The sequence below is a fragment of the Diaphorobacter sp. MNS-0 genome (assembly GCF_019602835.1).
GTDB classification, from domain to species: Bacteria; Pseudomonadota; Gammaproteobacteria; order Burkholderiales; family Burkholderiaceae_C; genus Diaphorobacter; species Diaphorobacter nitroreducens.
In genome coordinates, this window is record NZ_CP080761.1 from 3,898,913 (window position 1) to 3,920,452 (window position 21,540).

Genomic DNA, 21,540 nt, shown 5'->3' on the forward strand with positions numbered 1-21,540 from the left:
AAGGCGCAGGATACGCCAACACCCGCCGCCCGGCGACGGCGATCTGCACGGCGCCCTATTAGTCCACCGCCGGTGCGGGCGCGGGGCGCTGTGCCGCCAGCGCCGTGGACTCCACCCGGTTGCGCCCCGCGAGCTTGGCCGCATACAGCGCCTCGTCGGCCCCCTGAACGAGCCTGTCCCAGCCGTCCGCGGGCTGCAGGGGCCCGCCGCACACGCCGATGCTCACGGTCACCGGTATCTCCTTGCCGCCGCCCACACAGGGCAAGCGCTCCACGGTGCGGCGCAGCGTCTCGGCAAGCTCCAGGGCCCCGCCGAGCGGGGTGTGCGGCAACAGGACCATGAATTCTTCCCCCCGTAGCGGCCCACGAGGTCCTGCGCCCGCAGGCGCGTGCACAGCAGGTCCGCCACATGGCGCAGCACGCTGTCGCCCGCCAGGTGGCCATGGCTGTCGTTGACGGACTTGAAGTGATCGATGTCCACCAGCATCACCGCGTAAGGCTCGCGCAGGCGCACGGCGCGGGCCACATCGCGCTCCAGCGCCATGATGAGCGAACGGCGGTTGACCAGCCCCGTGAGCGCATCGTGCGCGGCGAAATAGCGGTTGTCGGCATCGGAGCGGTCCTTGCCCATGAGGATGAAGCCCAGCGAACTCAGGATCACCACCACGAAGGCCGCCATGAAGGTGATGGACTGCATGGCGTTGCCCTGCATCAGCCCCTCGGCCGGTATGTCGCGCGTGGCGGCGAGCATTCCGCGCACCCCCAGCAGCAGTACCTCCATCACCAGGCCCACGCTGAGCAGCGTCGCGCCGCGCAGGGACGCAGCCGGCCGCTCGCGCCACAGGGACCACAGCACCATGCCCAGCTGCAGCAGCGGCACCACGCCCGCGGTGACGATGCGTGCGCGGTAGTCGTCAATGAAGAACGCAAACAACAGCGCTGTCGCCGCGACCGGCACCGCCATGCGGCGCCACGGCAACGCCCGCCCCTGGAACTGGTGCACGGCCGCCAGCACCATGGCGAACGTGCCCGACAGCAGCGTGTTGGCCAGGACGATGCTGGCCCAGTCGGACACCAGGCCGCGCAGGGCGTACAGCACGTACGTGCAGGTGTGCATCATCAGCCCCAGCGCCCACAGGCTGATGCCCTCGCGGCGCCCCGGCCGCACTGCGCCCAGGGATGCCGCCATGGTGAGGGAAGCCGCCCCGGTCATCAGCAGCATGGTGGGCACATCGAGGAATGGCATGGAAACGGCAAGGGTGGGCGCGCCCCGGGCCAGGCGAGCAGCGCGCGAGGATAACCGCCCCGCCCCCGGCGGGGCCCGCACTCAGCTAAGCGCGAGGGCCCCCACGCGCAGGTCGGCCACCTCAGCCATTGGCGCGGGTGCATGCGCAGGTGCCCCAATCAGGGACGCGTCGCCCAGGGCCGGCCCCAGCCTGAACACCTGCACGGCCGCGGCCAGGCGCGCCGCCTGCTCGCGCAGGCTGTGCGCGGCGGCGGCGGACTCCTCCACCAGCGCGGCGTTCTGCTGCGTCATCTGGTCCAGCTGGCCCACGGCCTGGTTGACCTGGCCAATGCCGCCGGCCTGCTCGGACGCTGCGGCCGTGATCTCGCCAATGATGTCGCCCACGCGCTGCACGCTGCCCACGATCTCGCCCATGGTGCTGCCGGCGTCCTGCACGAGGCGCGCACCCGTCTCCACCTTCTCCACCGAGGCCTGGATGAGCTGCTTGATCTCGCGCGCCGCCTCAGCGCTGCGGCCCGCCAGGCTGCGCACCTCGCCCGCCACCACGGCAAAGCCGCGGCCCTGTTCGCCGGCGCGTGCAGCCTCCACGGCGGCGTTCAGCGCCAGGATGTTGGTCTGGAAGGCAATGCCGTCGATCACGCCGATGATGTCGGCGATCTTGCGCGAGCTCTGGTTGATGTCGTCCATGGTGGTCACCACCTCGCCCACCACCTGACCGCCGCGGGCCGCCACGTGCGCGGCGGAGGCCGCGAGCTGGTTGGCCTGGTGGGCCGCATCGGCGGACTGGCGCACGGTGGCCGTGAGCTGGTCCATGCTCTGCGCCGTCTGCGCCAGGCTGCCGGCGGTGGCCTCCGTGCGTGCCGACAGGTCCTGGTTGCCGCTGGCGATCTCGGCGCTGGCGGTGTCGATGCTGTCCACAGCCGTGCGCACCTCTTGCAGCATCTGCACGTAGCGCAGGCGCATGCCTTCCACTTCCCGCACCAGCGTGCCGATCTCGTCGCGCCGCGTGGTCTCGAAGCTCTGCGTCAGGTCGCCCTGCGCGACGAGCGTGATGGCCTGCGTGAGCCCGGTCAGCGGCTGGCTGACGCCGCGGCGCAGCATCACGAACAGACCCACGCCCAGCAAGCCGACGGCCAATGCCATCAATCCCCACACGGCCCAGGTGACGTGGCGCTGGCCGGCCATGGCCTCGGCGTCCGGCACCTCGGCAACCACCCACCATCCGCCCTGTGTCTTGCGCAGCAGCGCCCAAGGGTCCTGCGCGCCGGGCGAATACACCGCCGCCGCGTCGCGCACGAAGCCCTCTGGCACAGCCACCAACGCCTCGAAGAAGGCCCGTGACTGGGGGAAGGCCTCCAGCACCCGCTGGCCCCGCGCCGTGGGGTGGTACACGAAGCCGGCCTGCTCCAGCCCGGCGCCGGGGTTGATCACGTACACGCCGCCGTGCTCGAAAAAGCGCGTCTGCTCCACCTGCTTTTGCAGCATGGCGTGGAAGATGCTGACGTCATTGCCGATGAACAGCAGCGCCACCACCTTGCCCGCCGTGTCCTTGACCGGCAGGTAGTGGCCCATGTAGGGCTTGCCTGCGACCACGGTGATGCCGGTGTAGGGCTCGCCCTTGACGACTGCCGCGTAGGCAGGATCGGCACGGTCCAGCGGCATGCCCTGCTGGCGCTGACCTTGCGCATCTTTCACTGAGGTGGTGATGCGCACGAAGTCGTCGCCCTTGCGCGCAAACACGGTGGCCACGCCGCCGGTCTCGTTGGCGAACTTGTCCACCGCGCTGTAGTCCTCGTTGACCAGCGCGCCGAAGCTGCGCAGCTCCCCCGCGCCCTCGTCGAGTTGCATGGTGGCCTCGAAGTAGCGGCGAAAGCCGCGCATGGTGGCCTGGACCAGCTCACGGTTGGTGTTGTCCGCCGCATCCAGCGAATGGGCGACGGCCTGGGTGGTGCCGCCAATGCTCTGCACCAGCTGCGCCCGCGTGCTGCGTTCGGTCAGAACCGCCAGGGCCAGCCCCACGCCCACCAGCACCAGGGCCACAAGCCCCAGGGCGGTCAGCGTGACCCGGCGGGCAACGGAATGGTGGGCAAGCGAATCGGCGGCCATGCATGTCTCCAGAAAAAGGGGTGCGCCGGGTCGTCCCGGTCTGTCTGGAAATCTACGGCAGGCCTGCCGTTACATCTATTCACAATATCCCTTACGCGGTCTCACGTACCACGCATCCCGCCCAGAGGCCCGGCATCGGGAACAGAGGAATTTTGGCCTCTAGCGCTTATCCATCAAGCGCTAACAGCTATATTTTCAATAGCAACAAACCCCGCCGGCGAGAAATGTCCCCTGCGCGCCGGGCTGGACGGTGCGATCAGTCGTGCTCGAAACGGAACACTGCCGTGCCCGCACGCGCATTGGGCAGCCAGCGCACCTCGCGCCCGTCCTGCAGGCCGAAGGCGTCCAGGATGCGCAGCTTGTTCTTGTGCGCCAGCACCTCGAAGTCCTTGAACGTGCCCACGCGGATGTTGGGCGTGTCGTACCACTGGTAGGGCAGGCGCCGGGTGACGGGCATGCGCCCGCGCAGCACCGACACGCGGTTGGGCCAGTGTGCGAAATTGGGGAAGGCGACGATGCCGCTCTTGCCCACGCGCGCAGTCTCGCGCAGCATCACCTCGGCATTGCGCAGGTGCTGCAGCGTATCGATCTGCAGCACCACGTCGAAGCTGTTATCGCCGAACATCGCCAGCCCCTCGTCGAGGTTGAGCTGGATCACGTTCACGCCGCGGCGCACGCAGGCGAGCACGTTGGCGTCGGCGATCTCGATGCCGTAGCCGCTGCAGCCGCGTTCGCGCTGCAGGTAGTCCAGCATCGCGCCATCACCGCACCCCAGGTCGAGCACGCGCGCGCCTTCGGGCACCAGGCGCGCAATGGCTTGCATGGTGGCGTGGTCGCTCATGGTTGTCCTCCCTGCAGCCCCTTGGCAATACCATCGAAATAAGAGCGCACCACGCCCATGTAGCGGGGGTCATCAAGCAAGAACGCATCATGCCCGTGCGGGGCGTCGATCTCGGCGTAGCTCACGTCGCGGCGGTTCTCCAGCAGCGCGTGCACGATCTCGCGGCTGCGCTGGGGCGAGAAGCGCCAGTCGGTGGTGAAACTCACCAGCAGGAACTTGGCACGCGCCACGGCCAGCGCCTGGGCCAGGTTGCCGCCATGCTGGCGCGCGGGGTCGAAGTAGTCGAGCGCACGCGTGATGAGCAGGTAGGTGTTGGCGTCGAAATAGTCGCTGAACTTGTCGCCCTGGTAGCGCAGGTAGCTCTCGATCTGGAACTCGATGTCCTGCGTGCTGTATTTCAGGTCCATGCCCTCGCGCAACTGGCGCCCGAACTTCTCGTTCATCACGTCGTCGCTCAGATAGGTGATGTGGCCGATCATGCGCGCGATGCGCAGCCCGCGTTTGGGGATCACGCCGTGGCGGTAGAAGTGCCCGCCGTGAAAGTCCGGGTCAGTGACGATGGCCCGGCGCGCCACTTCGTTGAAGGCGATGTTCTCGGCCGTGAGGTTGGGGGCGCTGGCCACGACCACGGCGTGGCGCATACGTTCGGGGTACTGCAGCGTCCAGGAAAGCGCTTGCATGCCGCCCAGGCTGCCGCCCATTACCGCCGCCAGTTGCGCGATGCCCAGGCGGTCCAGCAGGCGCGCCTGCGCATCGACCCAGTCCTCCACCGTGACGACGGGGAAGTCCGCACCGTAGACCTCGCCCGTGTCCGGGTGGCGGTGCATGGGCCCCGTGGACCCGAAGCACGAGCCCAGGTTGTTGACGCCGATGACGAAGAACTGGTTGGTGTCGACAGACTTGCCCGGCCCAATCATGTTGTCCCACCAGCCCTCGCTCCTGGGCTGGCCTGCGTAGCTGCCTGCGACGTGGTGCGAGGCATTGAGCGCATGGCATACCAGTACGGCGTTGGAGCGGTCGGCGTTGAGCGTGCCGTAGGTCTCGTAGGCCAAGGTGTAGTCGCGGATCGAGGCCCCCGACTGCAGCGGCAGGGGCTCGGCGAAGTGCATGGTTTGCGGTGTGGCGATGAACGACATGATAAAGCCCGGCTTCGCTAAACAACGAGGCCGGGTCCGGGTGCGTGCTGGGGTGGCAGGCGTGTCGATCGGTCACGTCTTTAGCTGGATTTGTAAAGCGCCCGCAAGCGGTGCAAATCGGCGCGTCTGCGGGCCATTATGCCAAAGGCGTCGCATCTCCCGCAAACAGCGCCAGCAGGCCCAAGACCAGGAAGATCAACGCAGACACCAGATGCACCACGCGGATCGGCACCTTCTTCACCAGCCGATCCCCCAGCCAGACCACGGGCGCATTGGCCAGCATCATGCCCAGCGTAGTACCCGCCACGACCCAGAAGTAGGCGCTGTACTGCGCAGCCAGCATGACGGTGGCGACCTGCGTCTTGTCGCCCATCTCGGCCAGGAAGAACGCCACCAGCGTCGTGCCGAACACGCCGAAGCGCGGCGCCGCACCGTCACCGTCGTCGTCCAGCTTGTCGGGAATCAGCATCCACACCGCCATGGCAATGAAGGAAAGACCCAGCACCCAGCGCAGCACCTGCGGCCCCAGCACGGTAGTCACCCACGACCCCACCGCGCCTGCCAGCGCGTGGTTGGCCAGCGTGGCCACGAAAATGCCCAGCACGATGGGCCAGGGCTTGCGAAAGCGTGCGGCGAGCACCAGCGACAGCAGCTGGGTCTTGTCACCCATCTCGGCAAGGGTGACGATGGCGGTGGAGACGAGGAAGGCTTCCATGGGGCGGTCGTAATAGATTTCCGGCCGGAAGTACATCGGACAGCATTGACCACGCCCCGACTCCGGCCTGATGGATCGGTACGCGGTCAATGGTCTCGCCCGACCCGCTGTGGCAGCGGGTCCCATGCACCATGGCGCCCAAGGGCCCCAAGTCTGTTGATGCATGCATCCTCTCGCGTCGCAGTCGCAGCGGACTAGCGCGGGGCAGGCTACTCCCCAAAGACAGCGGAGGATTGTATCCGGCGGAAGAAGGCACCTTTTTGCCCAGCTAGACACAGTAGTTACCCTGGAAAGTGTTGCTGGCGCGCAATTACGACATCCTTGGGGTTATGGCAATGCTTGATAATGGCCCTGCAGTTCTGCCATGCGGAAGTGCACGCTGCGGTGTCTGGTCAGTTTCGCGTCTTTGAAGTCGTCACAGGTTTGTTGATTGCGTCGGGCTCCATCGCATTTCATGTTTTTTCTAGGAGTCCGATCATGGGCAACAAACTCTACGTGGGCAACCTGCCCTATACCTTCCGCGACCAGGATCTGGAGCAGACCTTCAGCCAATTCGGCGCCGTGCAAAGCGCCAAGGTCATGATGGAACGCGACACCGGCCGCTCCAAAGGTTTCGGCTTTGTCGAAATGGGCAGCGACGCTGAAGCCCAGGCCGCCATCCACGGCGCGCATGGCCAGAACTACGGCGGCCGCGACCTCGTGGTCAACGAAGCCCGTCCGATGGAACCCCGCCCGCCCCGCAGCGGCGGCGGCTTTGGTGGCGGTGGTGGCTACGGCGGTGGCCGCAGCGGCGGTGGCGGTGGTTATGGCGGCGGCTACGGTGGCGGCCGCTCCAGCTATTGATATTCCGCTGAGTCAAAAAAAGGAGCCTTAGGGCTCCTTTTTTTGCGTCAGATTGACGACACGTGCGTTGAAAACCCCTTGCATCTTTACAAAGGTTCTGGCGCATAATGTTTTGACGAGGCTATTGCCTCGTAGAGGTTGCGGTGATCCGTGAGTTTTCGCGCATAGGGCGTCATTGTGATTAACTGGCTGCGGGTTCGGGACTCCGTCGCTCATTCCATTGTTTTTGAGGAGTCCCTTAATGGGCAACAAACTGTACGTCGGCAATCTGCCGTACTCGGTGCGTGACCAAGATCTGGAGCAAGCCTTCAGCCAGTTCGGTGCGGTGACCAGCGCCAAGGTCATGATGGAGCGCGACACCGGCCGCTCCAAAGGCTTTGGCTTCGTGGAAATGGGCAGCGATGCCGAAGCCCAGGAGGCCATCAATGGCATGAACGGCCAGTCCCTCGGCGGCCGCAGCATTGTCGTGAATGAAGCCCGTCCCATGGAAGCGCGCCCCCCCCGCAGCGGTGGCGGCTTTGGTGGTGGTGGCGGCGGCTACGGCGGCGGCCGCAGCGGCGGTGGTGGCGGCTACGGCGGCGGTGGTGGCGGCTACGGCGGCGGCGGTGGTGGCCGCAGCGAAGGCGGCTTTCGCAGTCCCTACGGCTCCGGTCCACGTGGCGGCGGCGGTGGCCGTGGCGGCTACGGCGGTGGCGGCAACAACGGATATTGATTTTGGCAGGCGCGGGTAAAAGCGCGCTCCACCATCAGAAGGCTCCCTCGGGAGCCTTTTGTCCTTCCAGGCCTCAGGGATTGGAAGATCGGCCCTGCCCCGCGCGATGCTTGCGTGGCCGTCCCGCCAGCAGCCGGTCGAACCACGCATCCGGCAATATGCGCAGCAGTTTGGCCACTACGCCCATCTGCCAGGGAATCACCCGGTATGTCGCCCCCGCCTCAATGGCACGGAACGCGCGGTCCGCAAAAGCCTGCGGCGGCAACAGGAAGGGCATGGCATACCGGTTCTCCCGCGTCAGCGGCGTATCCACATAGCCCGGGCAGATCGTCACCACCTGCACGCCGGTGCCGCGCAGTTCCCCCCGCAGGCTTTCGCAGTAGCTGATCACCGCCGCCTTGCTCGCGCAATAAGCTCCATGGCCAGGCAGGCCCCGGATACCCGCCACGCTGCCGATTCCCACCAGCCGCCCGCCGCCGCGGCGGACCATCGCATCGATGAACGGATGAAAGGTGGCCGCCATGCCCAGGGTGTTGGTGGCAAAGGTCTGCGCCATGACATCGAGGTCGCCGCGCTGCGCCGTGTCCACCCCGACGCTGATTCCCGCGTTGGCCACCACCACATCGGGCAGCCCTTGGCGCTCCAGACAAGCGTGGCACGCCGCGATGACGCTGTCAGGCTGCGCTACATCTGCGCTATATATTTCATAGCTACTTGCGCTTATCCCTACTGCCCTAGCCCAAGATTCGATCATATCGACGCGCCGCGCCACAAGGGCCAACCGCCACCCTGCCCGGTGGTAGCGCTCGGCCAGCGCCTGGCCGATGCCGCTGGAGGCTCCAGTGATCAACACCAGCGGGCGGTCTTGCGGAGCCGAACGTGACATCTCGGTCAACGGCGCACGGGTGCCGGCATCAGCGTGCCCCGCACGCGGCCGCGCAGTTGCATGACCTGCTCCAGGTTGTCGTAGTCCATGCTGTCGGCGGTGAACGTGTCGGCGCCGCGCTTGAGTGTCACGGGCTGGTCGGAGCGCACGCGCTCTTCATTCACCCATGCATGCAGGAACTCCCCCTGGAACTCCAGCCGCGGCACCGGAGCGCGGCCTTCGGGGGCAGACGCCTCGCGCGTAACGATGGCATTGCCGTAGAGCTGAACCTCGCTGCCGTCCCCGTTGGACAGGGCACGATTCGCACGGGCGGTGACGACGCGCCCCTCCTCGTTCACCGAGCGCATGCGCGCCTGGTCGATCTCCAGCGTGTCGTTGTCCGCGTAATGGCGCGCCAGGGTGCCGCGGATCTCGCTCTGCAGTCGGCCCGTGGCATCAAAGCTTTTGACCGCGAAGTCGCGCATGTAGTAGTCGGGCTCGTGGCTCACGGGGCGCTCCTGCGCCGGCTGCTGCGGCCGCGGCGCGTTGCGCACCAGCCACCAGGAGCCCAGCGCCAGCAGCCCCATGAGCAGCACGGGCAGGTAGAGCGACAGGCGTTCCCACGCCAGGTGTAGGCGTGAGGTCATGCGGCATGCGCGGCCAACAGACCGGCGTAACGGCCACTGGCGACCAGCAGCAGGTCGCAGAACTCCCGCGCCGCACCCGCGCCACCCGGCGCGGCGGTGACATGGTGGGCGACGGCGCGGGCCTCGATGTGGGCCTGCGCGGGCGCGCAGGCGAAGGCCACACGGCGCATCACCGGCAGGTCGGGCCAGTCGTCTCCGATGGCGGCGGCCTGAGGCCACGACAGGCCCAGCTCGGCAAGGATGGACTCGGCCGCCGGGCGCTTGTCCTCGGTGCCGAAACGCGCATGCATCACCCCCAGCGCCTTCAGGCGCAGCCGCAGCGCCGGTGAATCACGCCCCGTGACCACCGCGGGCGTGATGCCCGCCTGCTGCAGCAGCTTGATGCCGTGTCCGTCAAGCGTATGAAAACGCTTGAGGGTCTCGCCCACTTCAGAGAAATACAAGCCGCCGTCGGTCAGCACACCGTCCACGTCGAAGAAGGCGACGCGCACCGGCTGCGCCAGCAGCAGGAGTTGCGGATCGAACTGCAGGGCCGGTTGCAGGGGGGGCAGCGGCGTGGCGTTGGACTGGGACATCAGATCACCTTGGCTCGCATCAGGTCGCCGATGTGCACCACGCCCACCAGCACGCCGTCGTCGTCCGTGACCAGCACGCTGGTGATCGAGTGATGCTCCATGGCCTGCGCCGCATCGGCCGCCAGGGCATCGGCTGCAATGGTGCGCGGGCTGGCATGCATGACGTCCTGGGCGCGCGTCTCGCGCAGGTCCACGCCGGCCTCGATGCGCCGGCGCAGGTCGCCGTCCGTGAAGATACCCACGGGCCGGCCCGCATCGTCTACCACCGCGGTGGCGCCCACGCCCTTGGCGCTCATCTCGCGCATCAGGGTGCTGAAATTGGCATGGGGCGGTACGTGCGGCACGTCGGCGCCCGCGCGCATGACGTCGCGCACATGCGTCAGCAGCTTGCGGCCCAGCGCACCGCCGGGGTGCGACCGCGCGAAATCCTCGGGACGAAAGCCGCGCGCGTCGAGCAGCGCCACCGCCAGCGCGTCGCCCATGGCCAGCTGCGCCGTGGTGCTGGTGGTAGGCGCCAGGTTCAGCGGGCAGGCCTCGCGCTGCACGCTGCAGTCCAGCACCAGGTCCGCGTGGCGCGCCAGGGTGGACTGCAGCCCGCCCGTCATCGCGATCAGCGGGACGCCCAGGCGCTTGAGCACCGGTAGCAGCACGGTGATCTCGCTGCTTTCGCCGCTGTTGGATAGCGCCAGCACCAGGTCGCCGTTGGTCACCATGCCCAGGTCGCCATGGCTGGCCTCGGCGGGGTGCACGAAGAACGCGGGCGTGCCGGTGGAGGCCAAGGTAGCGGCGATCTTGCGCCCCACGTGGCCGCTCTTGCCCATGCCCATGACCACAACGCGGCCCGTGGTTGCCAACACGCGCTGCACCACCTGCACGAAGCCGCCGCCCAGGCGTTCGCCCATGGCATGCAGCGCCTCGGCCTCCGTGCGGACGGTCTCGCGTCCCAGGCGCAGGGCCTGTTCGGCATTGAAAGACGAGGAAGCGGCAGGAGCGACAGGCATGGATGAATTCTATCGGTCGGCCCACCTGCGGCTCGGCTACGATGAAACATGTCCTCTCTCGCCCTGACCCTGCTTTACCTGCTGGCCGCCGTGCTGGGCGTGGTGGCATGCCGCAGCCTGCGGTTGCCGCCGATGATGGGCTATCTGGCGGCGGGCATCCTCATCGGCCCGCATGCCCTGGCCTTGACGCAGAACTCCGAAGGCGTGCGCCACCTGGGCGAATTCGGAGTGGTGTTCCTCATGTTCACCATCGGCCTGGAATTCAACCTGCCCAAGCTGCGTGCCATGCGCCGCCACGTGTTCGGCCTGGGCCTGCTGCAGGTGCTGGCGTGCATGGCGGCCTTCTCCGCATGGTTGCTGCTGCTGGCGCGGCTGACCGGCGGCGTGTGGGACATGGGCTGGCAGACCGCACTGGCGCTGGGCGGAACGCTGGCAATGAGCAGTACAGCGATCGTCGTGAAGCTGATGTCCGAGCGCGGCGAGCTGGAGAGCGAGCATGGGCGCAGGGTGTTGGGTATTTTGCTGTTCCAGGATTTGGCCGTGGTTCCCATGCTGGTGCTGGTGCCTGCGCTGGGGTCCGAGCCCGAGCAACTGCTGACGGCGCTGGCGGTCGCCCTGCTGAAGGCCACAGTACTCGTGGCGGTACTGCTGGTTGGCGGCCAGCGCGTGATGCGCTGGTGGCTCACGCAGGTGGCGCGGCGCAAGAGCGACGAACTGTTCATGCTCAACCTGCTGCTGGTCACGCTGGGGCTGGCCTGGCTGACCGAACTGGCAGGCCTCTCGCTGGCCCTGGGCGCCTTCATCGCCGGCGTGCTGGTGTCCGAGACCGAATACCGGCACCAGGTGGGCACCGACATCCGCCCCTTCCACGACGTGCTGCTGGGGTTGTTCTTCATCACGGTGGGCATGATGCTCGACTGGCACGTGCTGGTGGAGCGTTGGTCGCTGGTGCTCGTGTTGCTGGCCGCGCCGCTGCTGATCAAGACGGCCATCATCGTCGCGCTGGCCCGCGGGTTGGGGACGACAACGGGCGTATCGCTGCGCACCGCGCTGTACGTGGCGCAGGCAGGGGAGTTCAGCTTCGTGCTGCTGTCGCTCATGCAGGTCCACGGCCTGCTGCAGCCCGCACTGATGAACCCGGTGCTGGCGGCCATGGTGCTGTCCATGCTGGCTACGCCATTCCTCATCCAGTACAGCAACCGCATCGTCATGAAGCTGGTGGCCAGCGACTGGCTGCAGCAGTCACTGCAGGTGACCACCATCGCGCGCCAGGCCATCAACACCAGCGGGCACGTGCTGATCTGCGGCTACGGCCGCTCGGGGCAGAATCTGGCACGCATGCTGGAGCGCGAAGGCATCGCCTACATGGCGCTGGACCTGGACCCCGACCGCGTGCGGCAGGCCGCCGCCGCGGGCAACTCGGTCGTGTTCGGCGACGCCACGCGCCTGCAGGCGCTCAAGGCAGCGGGCCTGGCGCGTGCGGCCGCCCTGGTCGTCACCTACCTGGACACTCCCGCCGCGCTCAAGGTGATTCACCATGCGCGCACCCACGCGCCACAGCTCCCCGTGGTCGTGCGCACCCAGGACGACTCTCAACTGGAGAAATTGCAGGAGGCCGGCGCCACCGAGGTGGTGCCCGAGGCCATCGAGGGCTCGCTGATGCTGGCCAGCCACGCACTGGCGTTGGTGGGCGTGCCCATGCGCCGCGTGCTGCGCCTGGTGCAAGACCAGCGCGATGCACGTTACGGCCTGCTGCGCGGCTACTTCCACGGGGCGGACGACGACACGCCGTCCGAACGCGACCAGGAGCGGCTGTACTCCCTGTCCCTGCCCGCGGGCGCCGCCGTGGTGGGTAAGCCGCTGGCCGATCTGCCCCTGCATGGCATCGGCGTGCGTCTGGTCAACGTGCGTCGCGCCAGCGGCGCCATGTCCCCGCCCGACGACCGCACGCCCCTGGCCGAAGGCGACACGCTGGTGCTGTCCGGCCATCCCACCGCCCTGGGCCTGGCAGAGGAGAAGCTGCTGCGCGGCTGATTACACTGTGCGCCCTGGCGGTGCCCGGCAGGGTCTGCACATCCGAATCGTTCTCTCTTTTGCCCCACCCATGACAGCCCTTAGCGTCAACGACTACCTGCGCCAGCACATCCGCACCGTCCCTGACTGGCCCGCGCCGGGGGTGCAGTTCCGCGACATCACGCCCCTGCTGCAAAACCCCAAAGTGTTCCGCGTGCTGATCGACGCCTTCGTGCACCGCTACATGGACCGCGCGCTGCGCCCCGACGTGGTGGCCGGACTGGACGCCCGCGGCTTCATCCTGGGCGCGGTGGTGGCCTATGAGTTGAATGTGGGCTTCGTTCCCATTCGCAAGAAGGGCAAGCTGCCTTTCACCACCGTCGAGGAAACCTACGAACTCGAGTACGGCAGCGCGACCGTGGAGCTGCACGCGGACGCGGTCCAGCCCGGCGACCGGGTGCTGCTGATCGACGACCTGATCGCCACCGGCGGCACGATGATGGCCGGCAAGAAACTGCTGGAAAAACTGGGCGCGACCGTCATGGAGGGCGCCGCCATCGTGGATTTGCCGGAACTCGGCGGCTCGGCACGCCTGCGTGCCAGCGGACTGCCGCTGTACACGCTGGTGGACTTCAGCGGCCACTAGGGCCTGTTCACACTATTTTTGCCAGATGCGTTGCGATCAAAAAGGGCCAGGCGCAAGGCGCCAAACGAAGCTGGGGTGCTACCCCAGCGAGGCTTGGCAACGCCGCGAATGGCCCTTTTTGATCGCAACCCGGAGGGAACGGAGTGAAAACCGCGCCATTCGTCGTTGCCCTCCTAGCCAAGGCCCCGGCCTTGGCGTCGTCACGCGCCTAGATTGGCGCGGTTTTCACGCCATTCGCACTGGCAAAAATAGTGTGAACAGGCCCTAGACCGCTGGGCTGCTGCAGTCCCCGCAGCCGGTTCTTCAGCGCAGGTCGCCGTATTGCGTGGAGCTGAGGTCGGACGACCGGCCGTCCTGCCCCGGCATGACAGTGTCCTCGAACCCCGTGGGCGCGGGGCTTGGCGGCAGCAGCGGGCCGCTGCGCGTGGTAACACCCAGAGCCGGCGCGGCCGCGGGCGCACGCGCCACAGCGCTGGTGAGCGCCTGCTTGAACGCCGCCACCTCGTCGGCCTCGATAGGCTCGAACCGCGGCGCCGCGCGCGCGGGCGCGGGTGGCACCAGCGGCGCTGGACGCGAGGGTAGTGCCGCTCCTTGCGACGCGGCAGCGGCGGGCCGGGGCGTCCCGGAAATGATGGGCGATGCGGGGGTGGCAGAAGCCTGCGGCGCGGGCGCCTGGGCGGCCGGGGTGCGCGGCTGCACGCCCGTGCTGATCTGGTCGTTGGTGCGCCAATACACGGCGGTCACCAGGATGTCGAAGCGAGAACGGGCGGTCTGCGTCACCAGGGTTTCGATTTCGCCCAGCCGCGCCATGTCCCGCCCATACTCCGGCGCCAAGTCCATCATCACCAGGAACTGCGCCCCACGCTGGTCCAGCGACAGCACCTTGAACTTGTACCCCGCCGACAGCACGCCGGCACGCACCATGGCGTCACGCACCACGGTGTACAGCAGCTCGCGGCGCTCCATGCGTTCGTTCTTGCGGCCTGTGGCGGGCTCGGGGGCCGCGGCGGGTTGGGGCTCCAGCAGGGGTTTGCCTGCGCGCGCCGGGGCCGCGCCGTTGGTCTGGGCAGCAGCGGCGGGTGCGGGGCGCGCACGCGCGACCGGAGGCTTGGATTTGCGGGTGAACCAGCTGAACAATGACATGCTTGCCTTCGCGAAGAAGCGCTCAAAAAACGTCGGCAAGTGTACTGCGCGCGCCTCGGCCGAGGCGTGACAGTTGCAGGGTCGGCCGCGCCGCGATGGGCGCTGTGGTCACAAAGCGTGGCGCTCGCGCGCCGCGCTCAGGTCGCCGCGATGCGGCGGCGGCGGTTGCCCAGGCGCTTGGCCAGCACGGCGCCGGCCGCCATCGCCAAGTGCAGCGCTACCGCCGGTTGGCGATTGCAAAGTTCCGTAAAGCGCAGAGCGGGCAGGCTCCAGAGCTTGCTCGGCGCGCCCGCCTGCACCGTGGCGCTGCGGGGCTGATGGGAAAAGAACGCCCCCTCGCCCACCATCGAGCCGGGGCCGACGATGGCCAGGCGCAGCCGCTGCTTCTCGTCCTCGAAGTGCACGCTGAGCGAGCCGCTTTCCACCAGGTACAAGGTGCGGTCGTTGGTGCCCTTGGCAAACAGCACCTGTCCCGAGGGGATGCTGATGGGCAACAGGTAGGCGGACAGCCAATCCCACTGCTCGGCGGTGAGCACGTTGTTCATGCTGTCGTCCGCCGTCGCGTGGGTGATGGCCTGGATCAGACCCGAAAGGTCGACTTTGGAGGAGGGAGCGGTGATGGCATTCATCGGGCGCGAACGGTAACGCGCCGCCGTCATCTGCACAAGCACTCATTACCCTTACTTACACATGGCGTTGCGCGCCCGCCGCGCCGGCTATTTGCCGATGCAGAAGCTGGAGAAGATGACACCGAGCAGATCGTCGGACGTGAACTCGCCCGTGATGGTGTTGAGGGCGTTTTGCGCCAGGCGCAGCTCCTCGGCCAGCAGGTCCAGCGCCGGCCCGTCGCTTTCCAGTTGCGCGGCCGCCTCCATGAGGTGGGCGTCCACGGCGCGCAAGGCTTCGATGTGGCGCGCGCGGGCGATGTACACGCCCTCCGCAGCCGACTGCCAACCCGCGATTTGCAGCAATTGCCGACGCAGCGTATCCAGCCCCTGGCCGGTGCGCGCGGACAGCAGCACCGCCTGGCTCTCACCCTCGCGCGCAGGCGCCGCCGCCTGCGGGGCGGCGTCGGCCTTGTTCCAGACGTCGACCACCGGCACGCCCGCGGGCAGCCGGTTGGAGAGCGTGTGCGCAATGGCGGCGTCGTCGTCCTGGTACTGCGCGCTGCCCCAGCGCGTGAGGTCGTGCAGGAACAGCACCGCGTCGGCGCCCGCGATCTCGTCCCAGGCGCGGGCGATGCCGATGCGCTCGACCTCGTCGTCGCTTTCGCGCAGGCCCGCCGTGTCGATCACGTGCAGCGGCACGCCCTCGATCTGGATGGTCTGCTGCACCTTGTCGCGCGTGGTGCCGGCGATCGGCGTGACGATGGCCAGTTCCGCCCCTGCCAGCGCGTTCAGCAGCGAGCTCTTGCCCGCGTTGGGCTGCCCGGCGATCACCACCTTGATACCCTCGCGCAGCAACGCGCCCTGGCTGGCACGCTGCATCACGCGGGCCAGCGATTGCTGCAAATTCGATAGCTGCCCGCGCGCGTCTGCCTTGCGCAGGAAGTCGATTTCCTCTTCAGGAAAGTCCAGCGTCGCCTCCACCAGCATGCGCAGGTGCACCAGCGCGTCGCGCAGCGTGTGGATCTCGCGCGAGAAGTCGCCCGACAGTGAACGGCTGGCGCCGCGCGCGGCCGCCTCCGTGCTGGCGTCGATCAGGTCGGCGATCGCCTCGGCCTGGGCCAGGTCGATCTTGTTGTTGAGGAAGGCGCGCTCGGTGAACTCGCCGGGCTCGGCCAGCCGCAGGCGGTCCAGCACGCCGCCCGTGGCCGCCTCCAGGCAGCGCGCCAGCAGCAGCTGCAGCACCACGGGGCCGCCATGGGCCTGCAGCTCCAGCACGTCCTCGCCGGTGTAGCTGTGCGGCGCGGGAAAGTACAGCGCCAGCCCCTGGTCGATGGCCTGGCCCGCGCCATCCCGAAACGGCAGGTAGGTGGCCTCGCGCGGCTTGAGCGCGCGGCCGCACAGCGCCTGCACCAGTGCGCCGATCTGCTTGCCCGAGACCCGCACGATGCCCACCGCGCCGCGCCCCGGCGCGGTGGCAATGGCAACGATGGGGTCGGAGTGGCGCGGCAGCATGGGCTTACAGGTGCGGTGGAGAGGGGCAGCGCATGATAGCCGCGCCCCGCCCGGCGCCATGAAGAAGGCCCGCGCGGGGCGGGCCTGGGGCGTGGGTCACGCATATTTGATAGCTGCTTGCGCTTGTCCAACGTCGGTTTCAGGGGTTTTTGTATCTGAAAACCTTTGTAGCCAAGCGCTGGCAGCTATCGTTTTTAAGGCCTTCGGCTTGCCGCGATCACTTGATGGTCGTCCACGCGGGCATGGGGCGATCGTCCGCGCGATGCGGCGTGTCCACGTTCTTGCGCATCGCCCAGGGGCGGATCTGGTGGTGCAGCGGCAGGTAGTAGTACTCGTCCTTGACCAGCTTGAGCGCGTCGTTGATCAGCGCGTCGCGCTTGGGGGCATCCATCTCGACCTTGATCTGCTGGATCATGCCGTCGAGCTTGGCGTCGGAAAAGCGCCCGCCGTTGTAGACGCCAGCCGAGGTCTTGCCGTCCTTGGTAGACATCAGCGAGTCCAGCGAATACAGCGCGTCGAACGTGGCCACGCCCCAGCCGAACAGGTAGGCGCTCACGTCGTTGTTCATCACGCGGGTGACGAACTGCGCCATGGGCGCGGTTTGCAGGTTGGTCTTGACGCCGATGCGCGTCCACATGGCGGTGACGGCCTGGCAGATGGCCTCGTCATTCACGTAGCGGTCATTCGGGCAGTCGAGCTTGAGCGAGAAGCCGTTCGGGTAGCCGGCGTCGGCCAGCAGCTTCTTGGCGGCCTCCACGTCGTACTTGGCGGCACGCTCGTCCAGTTGCTTGGTCCAGCCATGCACCATGGGAGCGATCATGGTGCCCGCAGGCACCGACAGGTTGCGCATGGTGCGGCTGTGCAGGCCCGCAGAGTCGATGGCCTGGTACAGCGCCTGGCGCACGCGCTTGTCCTTGAGCGGGTTCTTGCCGGCCGTGCCCGCGCCGGGCAGCTCGTCGCGGAACTGGTCCAGGCCCAGGTAGATGGTGCGGTTCTCGGCCCCTTCGATGAGCTTGATGTCGGGGTTGGCCTTCATGCGCGCCAGATCCTGCGGCGGCGGGTCGACCACGAAGTCCACCTGCCCCGAGATCAGCGCGGCCGAGCGCGTGGCGGCCGACTTGATGGGGGTGAACACCACCTCGTCGATGTTGCCCTTGGGCTTGTCCCACCAGTTGGGGTTCTTCTTGAGCGTGACCTTCACGTCCGGCTGCCAGCCCACCATGACAAAGGGGCCCGTGCCATTGGCATTGCGCGAGGCGTAGTTCTCTTCCTTGCCCGCGTAGTCTTGCGACTTCACCGAGTTGTGCTTCTCGGCCCAGACCTTGTTCATGATGCGCGCCTCGGTCAGCTCGCGCAGCAGGATGGGATTGGGGCCCTTGAGGAACACGTCCACCGTGTGCTCGTCCACCTTCTTGACTTCCTTGACGCTCTGCACCGCGGACATCATGTTGGACGGCGCCGTGCCGGCACGCGTGAGCGAGAACACCACGTCATCGGCCGTGAATGGCGCACCATCATGGAATTTCACGCCCTTGCGCAGTTCAAAACGCACCTGTGTGGGGGAGACCTGCGTCCACTTGGTGGCCAGCGCGGGCTCGATCTGGTACTTGTCGTCATAGCGCACCAGGCTCTCGTACACCTGCTGCAGGAAGGCGTGCGTGGTCTGGTGGTTCTGCGCGTGGGGGTCCACGGTGAGGATGTCGTTGGCGCCGGCCCAGCGCATGGTGGCGGCGTGGGCGGTGCCCATGGCCACGAGCACGGCGGCCCCCAGCAAGCCCAGTTTGAAGGTGGTACGTTGAATCATCCGTCTGGCTCCTGTGTGTTGATGGTTACTACCGGATCACGTAGTAGCAATCATCGTACCGAAAACAACAACGGCCGCTGAGCGGCCGTTGCAGGGAGCAGGGGATTGCGGCCGGGAAGGCCGCGCTCCGTCAGCGGAACTTGGGCAGGTTGAACTGCGGCGGCACGCCCATGCGGGTGTTGATGATCCACTGCTGCGCGATCGACAGGATGTTGTTCGTCAGCCAGTACAGCACCAGGCCGGCCGGGAAGAAGAAGAACATCACGCTGAACATCAGCGGCATCAGCCACATCATCTTGGCCTGCATCGGGTCCGGCGGCGCGGGGTTCAGCGCGGTCTGCAGCAGCGACGAGAGCGTCATCAGGAGCGGCAGGATGAAGAACGGGTCGGGCGAGGACAGGTCCTTGATCCAGCCGATCCACGGCGCATTGCGCATCTCCACGCTGGACAGCAGCACCCAGTACAGCGCGATGAACACCGGGATCTGGATCATGATGGGCAGGCAGCCGCCCATGGGGTTGACCTTCTCCTCGCGGTAGATGCGCATCATCTCCTGCTGCATCTGCTGGGGCTTGTCCTTCAGGCGCTCGCGCATTTCCATGATGCGCGGGTTGATGGCCTTCATCTTGGCCATGCTGGCGTAGGCCTTGGCGTTGAGCCAGTAGAAGGCGATCTTCAACAGGAACACCAGTGCCACGATGGACCAGCCCCAGTTGCCCAGCACCTTGTGCAATTGGTCCAGCAGCCAGTACAGCGGCTTGGCCAGGATGGTCAGCCAGCCATAGTCCTTGACCAGCTCCAGGCCCGGGGCCAGCTTTTCCAGCAGCGTCTCGATCTGCGGGCCGGCGAACAGGCGCGCGTCCACGGCCTTCGACTGGCCGGGGGCGATCTCGCCCAGCGGCGTGATCATGCCCACCGAGTACAGGTTGGTGTCCACCTTGCGCACGAAGTTGTCGCGCTGCACGCCGTCGCCCAGCAGCCACGCGGTGGCGAAGTAGTGCTGCACCATGGCCACGTAGCCGTTGCTGGAAGACTTGTCGATCTCGGCCTTGCCGTTCTCGATGTCCTTGAACTCCACCTTTTGGTACTTCTTCGCCTCGGTGTACACGGCCGGACCGGTGAACGTGGAGTAGAACGACGACTCGCCCGCCGGCTTGTTGCCATCGCGCACCAACTGCAGGTACAGCTGGGGCGATACCGGGGCCGTGCCCGTATTGACCACCTCGTGCTTCACGGCCACGTCGTAGGCGCCGCGCTTGAGCGTCCAGGTCTTGACCAGCTTCACGCCGCCCATGTCGGCCGACTCGAAACGCACGGTCAGCTCGTTCTGGCCGTCCTGCAGTTCGCGCGGACCGGGCACGACCGCCATGGGGGTCTTGTGCGTGGGGAAGGCGCCGCCGGCGCCGTTGCCGATGAGGCCCGTCTGCGCGACATAAACACGCGAAGCGCTCTCGTCCAGCAGCAGGAAGGGCTTGGTCTTGTCCTCCATCTCGGGATACTGCAGCAGCTCTCCGTGGACCAGCGAACCGCCTTCGGAGTCAAAGCTCAGGCGCAGCACGTCGGTGCTCACCGTCACACGCTCGCGCGGGATGGCGGCAGGCGGCACGCTGGCGCCTGCGGGCGGCTGCGGCGCCGCGCCCGGCGTGGCGCTGGCGGCGGCCACCGGCACGTCGGCAGCGCCAGCGCCGGAGGCCGCTACCGCGGGCGTGCTGGCCGTCTGCGTCGGCGGCGTGGGGAAGAAGGTGGCCTTGTTGCCGTTGTGGATCTGCCACTTGTCCCACAGCAGAACCATGGAAAAGCCAAAGATCACCCACAGGATGGTGCGGCGGATGTCGTTCATGAAGTCTTCTTACGTGAGGAAGAGGGAGTGTCGTCGGAAGGCGTGAGCCGTGAAAACAGGCGCATGCCGCGCGGCAGCTCCTGCGGCACGGGGTCCAGCCCGCCCTCGCACCAGGGATGGCAGCGCGCCAGGCGGCGCACGGTCAGGTAGCTGCCGGCCGCGGCACCATGTTGCTCCAGCGCCTGCAGAGAGTACACCGAGCAGGTGGGCTCGAAGCGACAGGCCGACCCGATCCAGGGACTTAGCAGCAGCCGGTAGCCGCGCACCAGCCCCATGAGCAGCGCGCGCATCATGGTCGCGCCCCTGTCGCGGCCACCCTACTGCGGCGTTCGGCCGCGGCAAAGAGCTGTTCCAGTTCGGCGCGCACGGCCTGCTTCAAAGCCTCGGAGGTGGCGCTCACGAACTGCTTGCGATCAAAGCCCATGCGCAGGCGCACCACGTGCGCGCCGCTGGGCATGCGCGCCTCGAACCCGCTGGCCACGGCGTAGATCTGGCGCTTGATGGTGTTGCGCGTGACTGCGCGGCGGGCCCAGCGCTTGGGCACCATGGCGCCCAGCCACACGCCGCCCGCCTGCCCCCCCACGAGAAACAGGGCCTGCGATCCCTGCGCCTGCGGCGAGGAATGGGGCCCTGTGGCTGGCGGAACTCCATCGGTTGCCACCGGCGGCAAACCCAGCCGGTGCAGTGCGAAGTGCGCCGTGCGGGAGACGGTGCCTCCCGCCATGGCTGCCTGGAACTGGGGGCGCGTTTTCAGCCGATGCATGGGTGCAGCGTCCCCGGCAGGGAACTGGCGGTGCAAACCCGTAAGCGGCCGAAAGCCGAGCGGCCCGGCCTCAGACGGCCAGACGCTTGCGGCCCTTGGCGCGGCGAGCGTTGATGACGGCACGGCCGCCGCGCGTCTTCATGCGCACGAGGAAGCCATGGGTGCGCGCACGGCGCGTCTTGGAGGGCTGGTAAGTACGTTTCATGTTCTCGATCCTTGAAGGTTCAGTTACGGGCGCGGCTTCGATCGGCAGCACCCGCCGGGCCTGCTGCATCCTGCATGGAATGCGCGAAAAGCAGCCGCCCGGGCTTGATCACCCTGAACACCATTCAGGGAAACCGCGGATTATTGCAGGCTCGGTGAATCCTGGCAATGCCTGGGGCGTCTCGGCCTACTTCGCGGTCCGGTGCATGTATCGCCGCGCATGCCCCCTTACCGCCTCGCTCAGATTGTGGATAACTCCTTGACAAGCTAGAATCGCGGGCCTTGTACCGTTCCTCCTATCCACAACAAGAATCACCTGAA

At 67.3% G+C, this 21,540-nt stretch carries 20 protein-coding genes and 1 pseudogene; 4 read left to right on the plus strand and 17 right to left on the minus strand.

What is annotated here, in order from left to right; translation table 11 throughout:
* Positions 1-58: 58 nt before the first annotated feature.
* The 5 genes and pseudogenes from K2L43_RS18395 to K2L43_RS18415 all read right to left on the minus strand — a co-directional run bounded on the left by K2L43_RS18395 (position 59) and on the right by K2L43_RS18415 (position 6,043).
* Positions 59-1,245: pseudogene (locus K2L43_RS18395) on the minus strand (GGDEF domain-containing protein).
* Positions 1,246-1,326: 81 nt separating this feature from the next.
* The gene (locus tag K2L43_RS18400) at positions 1,327-3,351 is read right to left on the minus strand and encodes a methyl-accepting chemotaxis protein (RefSeq protein WP_220638212.1); all 2,025 of its coding nucleotides are present in this window, start codon (positions 3,349-3,351) and stop codon (positions 1,327-1,329) included.
* 256 nt (positions 3,352-3,607) lie between these two features.
* Complete coding sequence (gene metW, locus K2L43_RS18405; RefSeq protein ID WP_011807201.1) at positions 3,608-4,192, minus strand: methionine biosynthesis protein MetW; 585 nt, start codon at positions 4,190-4,192, stop codon at positions 3,608-3,610.
* A complete protein-coding gene (locus K2L43_RS18410; RefSeq protein WP_011807202.1) occupies positions 4,189-5,328 on the minus strand; it encodes a homoserine O-acetyltransferase in 1,140 nt (379 codons plus the stop codon). The genes metW and K2L43_RS18410 overlap by 4 nt, the downstream gene beginning before the upstream one ends.
* A gap of 136 nt (positions 5,329-5,464) precedes the next feature.
* A complete protein-coding gene (locus tag K2L43_RS18415; protein WP_015914689.1) occupies positions 5,465-6,043 on the minus strand; it encodes a TMEM165/GDT1 family protein in 579 nt (192 codons plus the stop codon).
* A 477-nt stretch (positions 6,044-6,520) separates the two neighbouring features.
* Here K2L43_RS18415 and K2L43_RS18420 point away from each other — a divergent pair, with 477 nt between their 5' ends.
* Complete coding sequence (locus tag K2L43_RS18420; RefSeq protein WP_011807204.1) at positions 6,521-6,886, plus strand: RNA-binding protein; 366 nt, start codon at positions 6,521-6,523, stop codon at positions 6,884-6,886.
* A 241-nt stretch (positions 6,887-7,127) separates the two neighbouring features.
* Positions 7,128-7,598 (plus strand): RNA-binding protein, encoded by a 471-nt coding sequence (locus K2L43_RS18425; RefSeq protein ID WP_220638213.1) that lies wholly within the window; start codon positions 7,128-7,130, stop codon positions 7,596-7,598.
* 73 nt (positions 7,599-7,671) lie between these two features.
* Here the strand turns inward: K2L43_RS18425 and K2L43_RS18430 are convergent, their stop codons facing one another.
* From K2L43_RS18430 to K2L43_RS18445, 4 genes are read right to left on the minus strand one after another with little or no spacing between them, the layout of a single operon-like run.
* Entirely contained in the window at positions 7,672-8,484 is an 813-nt protein-coding gene (locus K2L43_RS18430; RefSeq protein ID WP_220638214.1) for an SDR family oxidoreductase, read from the minus strand.
* Between the two features lie 5 nt (positions 8,485-8,489).
* A complete protein-coding gene (lptC, locus tag K2L43_RS18435; protein WP_088888014.1) occupies positions 8,490-9,110 on the minus strand; it encodes an LPS export ABC transporter periplasmic protein LptC in 621 nt (206 codons plus the stop codon).
* Positions 9,107-9,685: an HAD family hydrolase gene (locus tag K2L43_RS18440; protein ID WP_015914694.1), complete on the minus strand. Its 579-nt coding sequence runs from the start codon at positions 9,683-9,685 to the stop codon at positions 9,107-9,109. The genes lptC and K2L43_RS18440 overlap by 4 nt, the downstream gene beginning before the upstream one ends.
* Positions 9,685-10,686 (minus strand): SIS domain-containing protein, encoded by a 1,002-nt coding sequence (locus K2L43_RS18445; protein WP_088888012.1) that lies wholly within the window; start codon positions 10,684-10,686, stop codon positions 9,685-9,687. Before K2L43_RS18445 ends, K2L43_RS18440 begins: the two co-directional genes overlap by 1 nt.
* Before the next feature lie 48 nt (positions 10,687-10,734).
* On the opposite strand from K2L43_RS18445, the gene K2L43_RS18450 reads away from it, so the two are divergent.
* On the plus strand, positions 10,735-12,720 hold the full coding sequence (locus K2L43_RS18450; RefSeq protein WP_011807210.1) for a monovalent cation:proton antiporter family protein: 1,986 nt from the start codon (positions 10,735-10,737) through the stop codon (positions 12,718-12,720).
* 70 nt (positions 12,721-12,790) lie between these two features.
* The gene (locus tag K2L43_RS18455; RefSeq protein WP_015914697.1) at positions 12,791-13,345 is read left to right on the plus strand and encodes an adenine phosphoribosyltransferase; all 555 of its coding nucleotides are present in this window, start codon (positions 12,791-12,793) and stop codon (positions 13,343-13,345) included.
* Between the two features lie 303 nt (positions 13,346-13,648).
* Here K2L43_RS18455 and K2L43_RS18460 read toward each other — a convergent pair whose 3' ends face one another.
* The 8 genes from K2L43_RS18460 to rpmH all read right to left on the minus strand — a co-directional run bounded on the left by K2L43_RS18460 (position 13,649) and on the right by rpmH (position 21,220).
* Positions 13,649-14,488 (minus strand): hypothetical protein, encoded by an 840-nt coding sequence (locus K2L43_RS18460; protein ID WP_220638215.1) that lies wholly within the window; start codon positions 14,486-14,488, stop codon positions 13,649-13,651.
* 137 nt (positions 14,489-14,625) lie between these two features.
* Entirely contained in the window at positions 14,626-15,117 is a 492-nt protein-coding gene (locus K2L43_RS18465; RefSeq protein ID WP_041839105.1) for a Crp/Fnr family transcriptional regulator, read from the minus strand.
* 87 nt (positions 15,118-15,204) lie between these two features.
* Positions 15,205-16,608: a tRNA uridine-5-carboxymethylaminomethyl(34) synthesis GTPase MnmE gene (gene mnmE / locus K2L43_RS18470; protein ID WP_047349217.1), complete on the minus strand. Its 1,404-nt coding sequence runs from the start codon at positions 16,606-16,608 to the stop codon at positions 15,205-15,207.
* Positions 16,609-16,825: 217 nt separating this feature from the next.
* Positions 16,826-18,412, minus strand: coding sequence for an ABC transporter substrate-binding protein (locus tag K2L43_RS18475; RefSeq protein WP_220638216.1), 1,587 nt, complete (start codon positions 18,410-18,412; stop codon positions 16,826-16,828).
* A 130-nt stretch (positions 18,413-18,542) separates the two neighbouring features.
* On the minus strand, positions 18,543-20,252 hold the full coding sequence (yidC, locus tag K2L43_RS18480) for a membrane protein insertase YidC (RefSeq protein WP_220638217.1): 1,710 nt from the start codon (positions 20,250-20,252) through the stop codon (positions 18,543-18,545).
* Positions 20,249-20,545 carry a membrane protein insertion efficiency factor YidD gene (gene yidD / locus K2L43_RS18485; protein ID WP_011807217.1) on the minus strand — a complete coding sequence of 99 codons (297 nt, stop codon included), beginning with the start codon at positions 20,543-20,545 and terminating at the stop codon, positions 20,249-20,251. The genes yidC and yidD overlap by 4 nt, the downstream gene beginning before the upstream one ends.
* The gene (locus K2L43_RS18490; protein ID WP_220638218.1) at positions 20,542-21,015 is read right to left on the minus strand and encodes a ribonuclease P protein component; all 474 of its coding nucleotides are present in this window, start codon (positions 21,013-21,015) and stop codon (positions 20,542-20,544) included. Before K2L43_RS18490 ends, yidD begins: the two co-directional genes overlap by 4 nt.
* Positions 21,016-21,085: 70 nt before the next feature.
* A complete protein-coding gene (rpmH, locus tag K2L43_RS18495) occupies positions 21,086-21,220 on the minus strand; it encodes a 50S ribosomal protein L34 (RefSeq protein WP_005798102.1) in 135 nt (44 codons plus the stop codon).
* Positions 21,221-21,540: the final 320 nt, after the last annotated feature.

Coding starts and splice junctions, on each gene's coding strand:
- K2L43_RS18415 (WP_015914689.1), bottom strand. CDS start 6,043: ATGGAAGCCTTCCTCGTCTCCACCGCCATCGTCACCCTTGCCGAGATG.
- rpmH (WP_005798102.1), bottom strand. CDS start 21,220: ATGAAACGTACTTACCAGCCCTCCAAGACGCGCCGTGCGCGCACCCAT.
- K2L43_RS18425 (WP_220638213.1), top strand. CDS start 7,128: ATGGGCAACAAACTGTACGTCGGCAATCTGCCGTACTCGGTGCGTGAC.
- K2L43_RS18400 (WP_220638212.1), bottom strand. CDS start 3,351: ATGGCCGCCGATTCGCTTGCCCACCATTCCGTTGCCCGCCGGGTCACG.
- K2L43_RS18455 (WP_015914697.1), top strand. CDS start 12,791: ATGACAGCCCTTAGCGTCAACGACTACCTGCGCCAGCACATCCGCACC.
- yidD (WP_011807217.1), bottom strand. CDS start 20,545: ATGATGCGCGCGCTGCTCATGGGGCTGGTGCGCGGCTACCGGCTGCTG.
- lptC (WP_088888014.1), bottom strand. CDS start 9,110: ATGACCTCACGCCTACACCTGGCGTGGGAACGCCTGTCGCTCTACCTG.
- K2L43_RS18465 (WP_041839105.1), bottom strand. CDS start 15,117: ATGAATGCCATCACCGCTCCCTCCTCCAAAGTCGACCTTTCGGGTCTG.
- K2L43_RS18445 (WP_088888012.1), bottom strand. CDS start 10,686: ATGCCTGTCGCTCCTGCCGCTTCCTCGTCTTTCAATGCCGAACAGGCC.
- K2L43_RS18420 (WP_011807204.1), top strand. CDS start 6,521: ATGGGCAACAAACTCTACGTGGGCAACCTGCCCTATACCTTCCGCGAC.
- K2L43_RS18450 (WP_011807210.1), top strand. CDS start 10,735: ATGTCCTCTCTCGCCCTGACCCTGCTTTACCTGCTGGCCGCCGTGCTG.
- metW (WP_011807201.1), bottom strand. CDS start 4,192: ATGAGCGACCACGCCACCATGCAAGCCATTGCGCGCCTGGTGCCCGAA.
- mnmE (WP_047349217.1), bottom strand. CDS start 16,608: ATGCTGCCGCGCCACTCCGACCCCATCGTTGCCATTGCCACCGCGCCG.
- K2L43_RS18490 (WP_220638218.1), bottom strand. CDS start 21,015: ATGCATCGGCTGAAAACGCGCCCCCAGTTCCAGGCAGCCATGGCGGGA.
- K2L43_RS18440 (WP_015914694.1), bottom strand. CDS start 9,685: ATGTCCCAGTCCAACGCCACGCCGCTGCCCCCCCTGCAACCGGCCCTG.
- K2L43_RS18460 (WP_220638215.1), bottom strand. CDS start 14,488: ATGTCATTGTTCAGCTGGTTCACCCGCAAATCCAAGCCTCCGGTCGCG.
- K2L43_RS18475 (WP_220638216.1), bottom strand. CDS start 18,412: ATGATTCAACGTACCACCTTCAAACTGGGCTTGCTGGGGGCCGCCGTG.
- yidC (WP_220638217.1), bottom strand. CDS start 20,252: ATGAACGACATCCGCCGCACCATCCTGTGGGTGATCTTTGGCTTTTCC.
- K2L43_RS18430 (WP_220638214.1), bottom strand. CDS start 8,484: ATGTCACGTTCGGCTCCGCAAGACCGCCCGCTGGTGTTGATCACTGGA.
- K2L43_RS18410 (WP_011807202.1), bottom strand. CDS start 5,328: ATGTCGTTCATCGCCACACCGCAAACCATGCACTTCGCCGAGCCCCTG.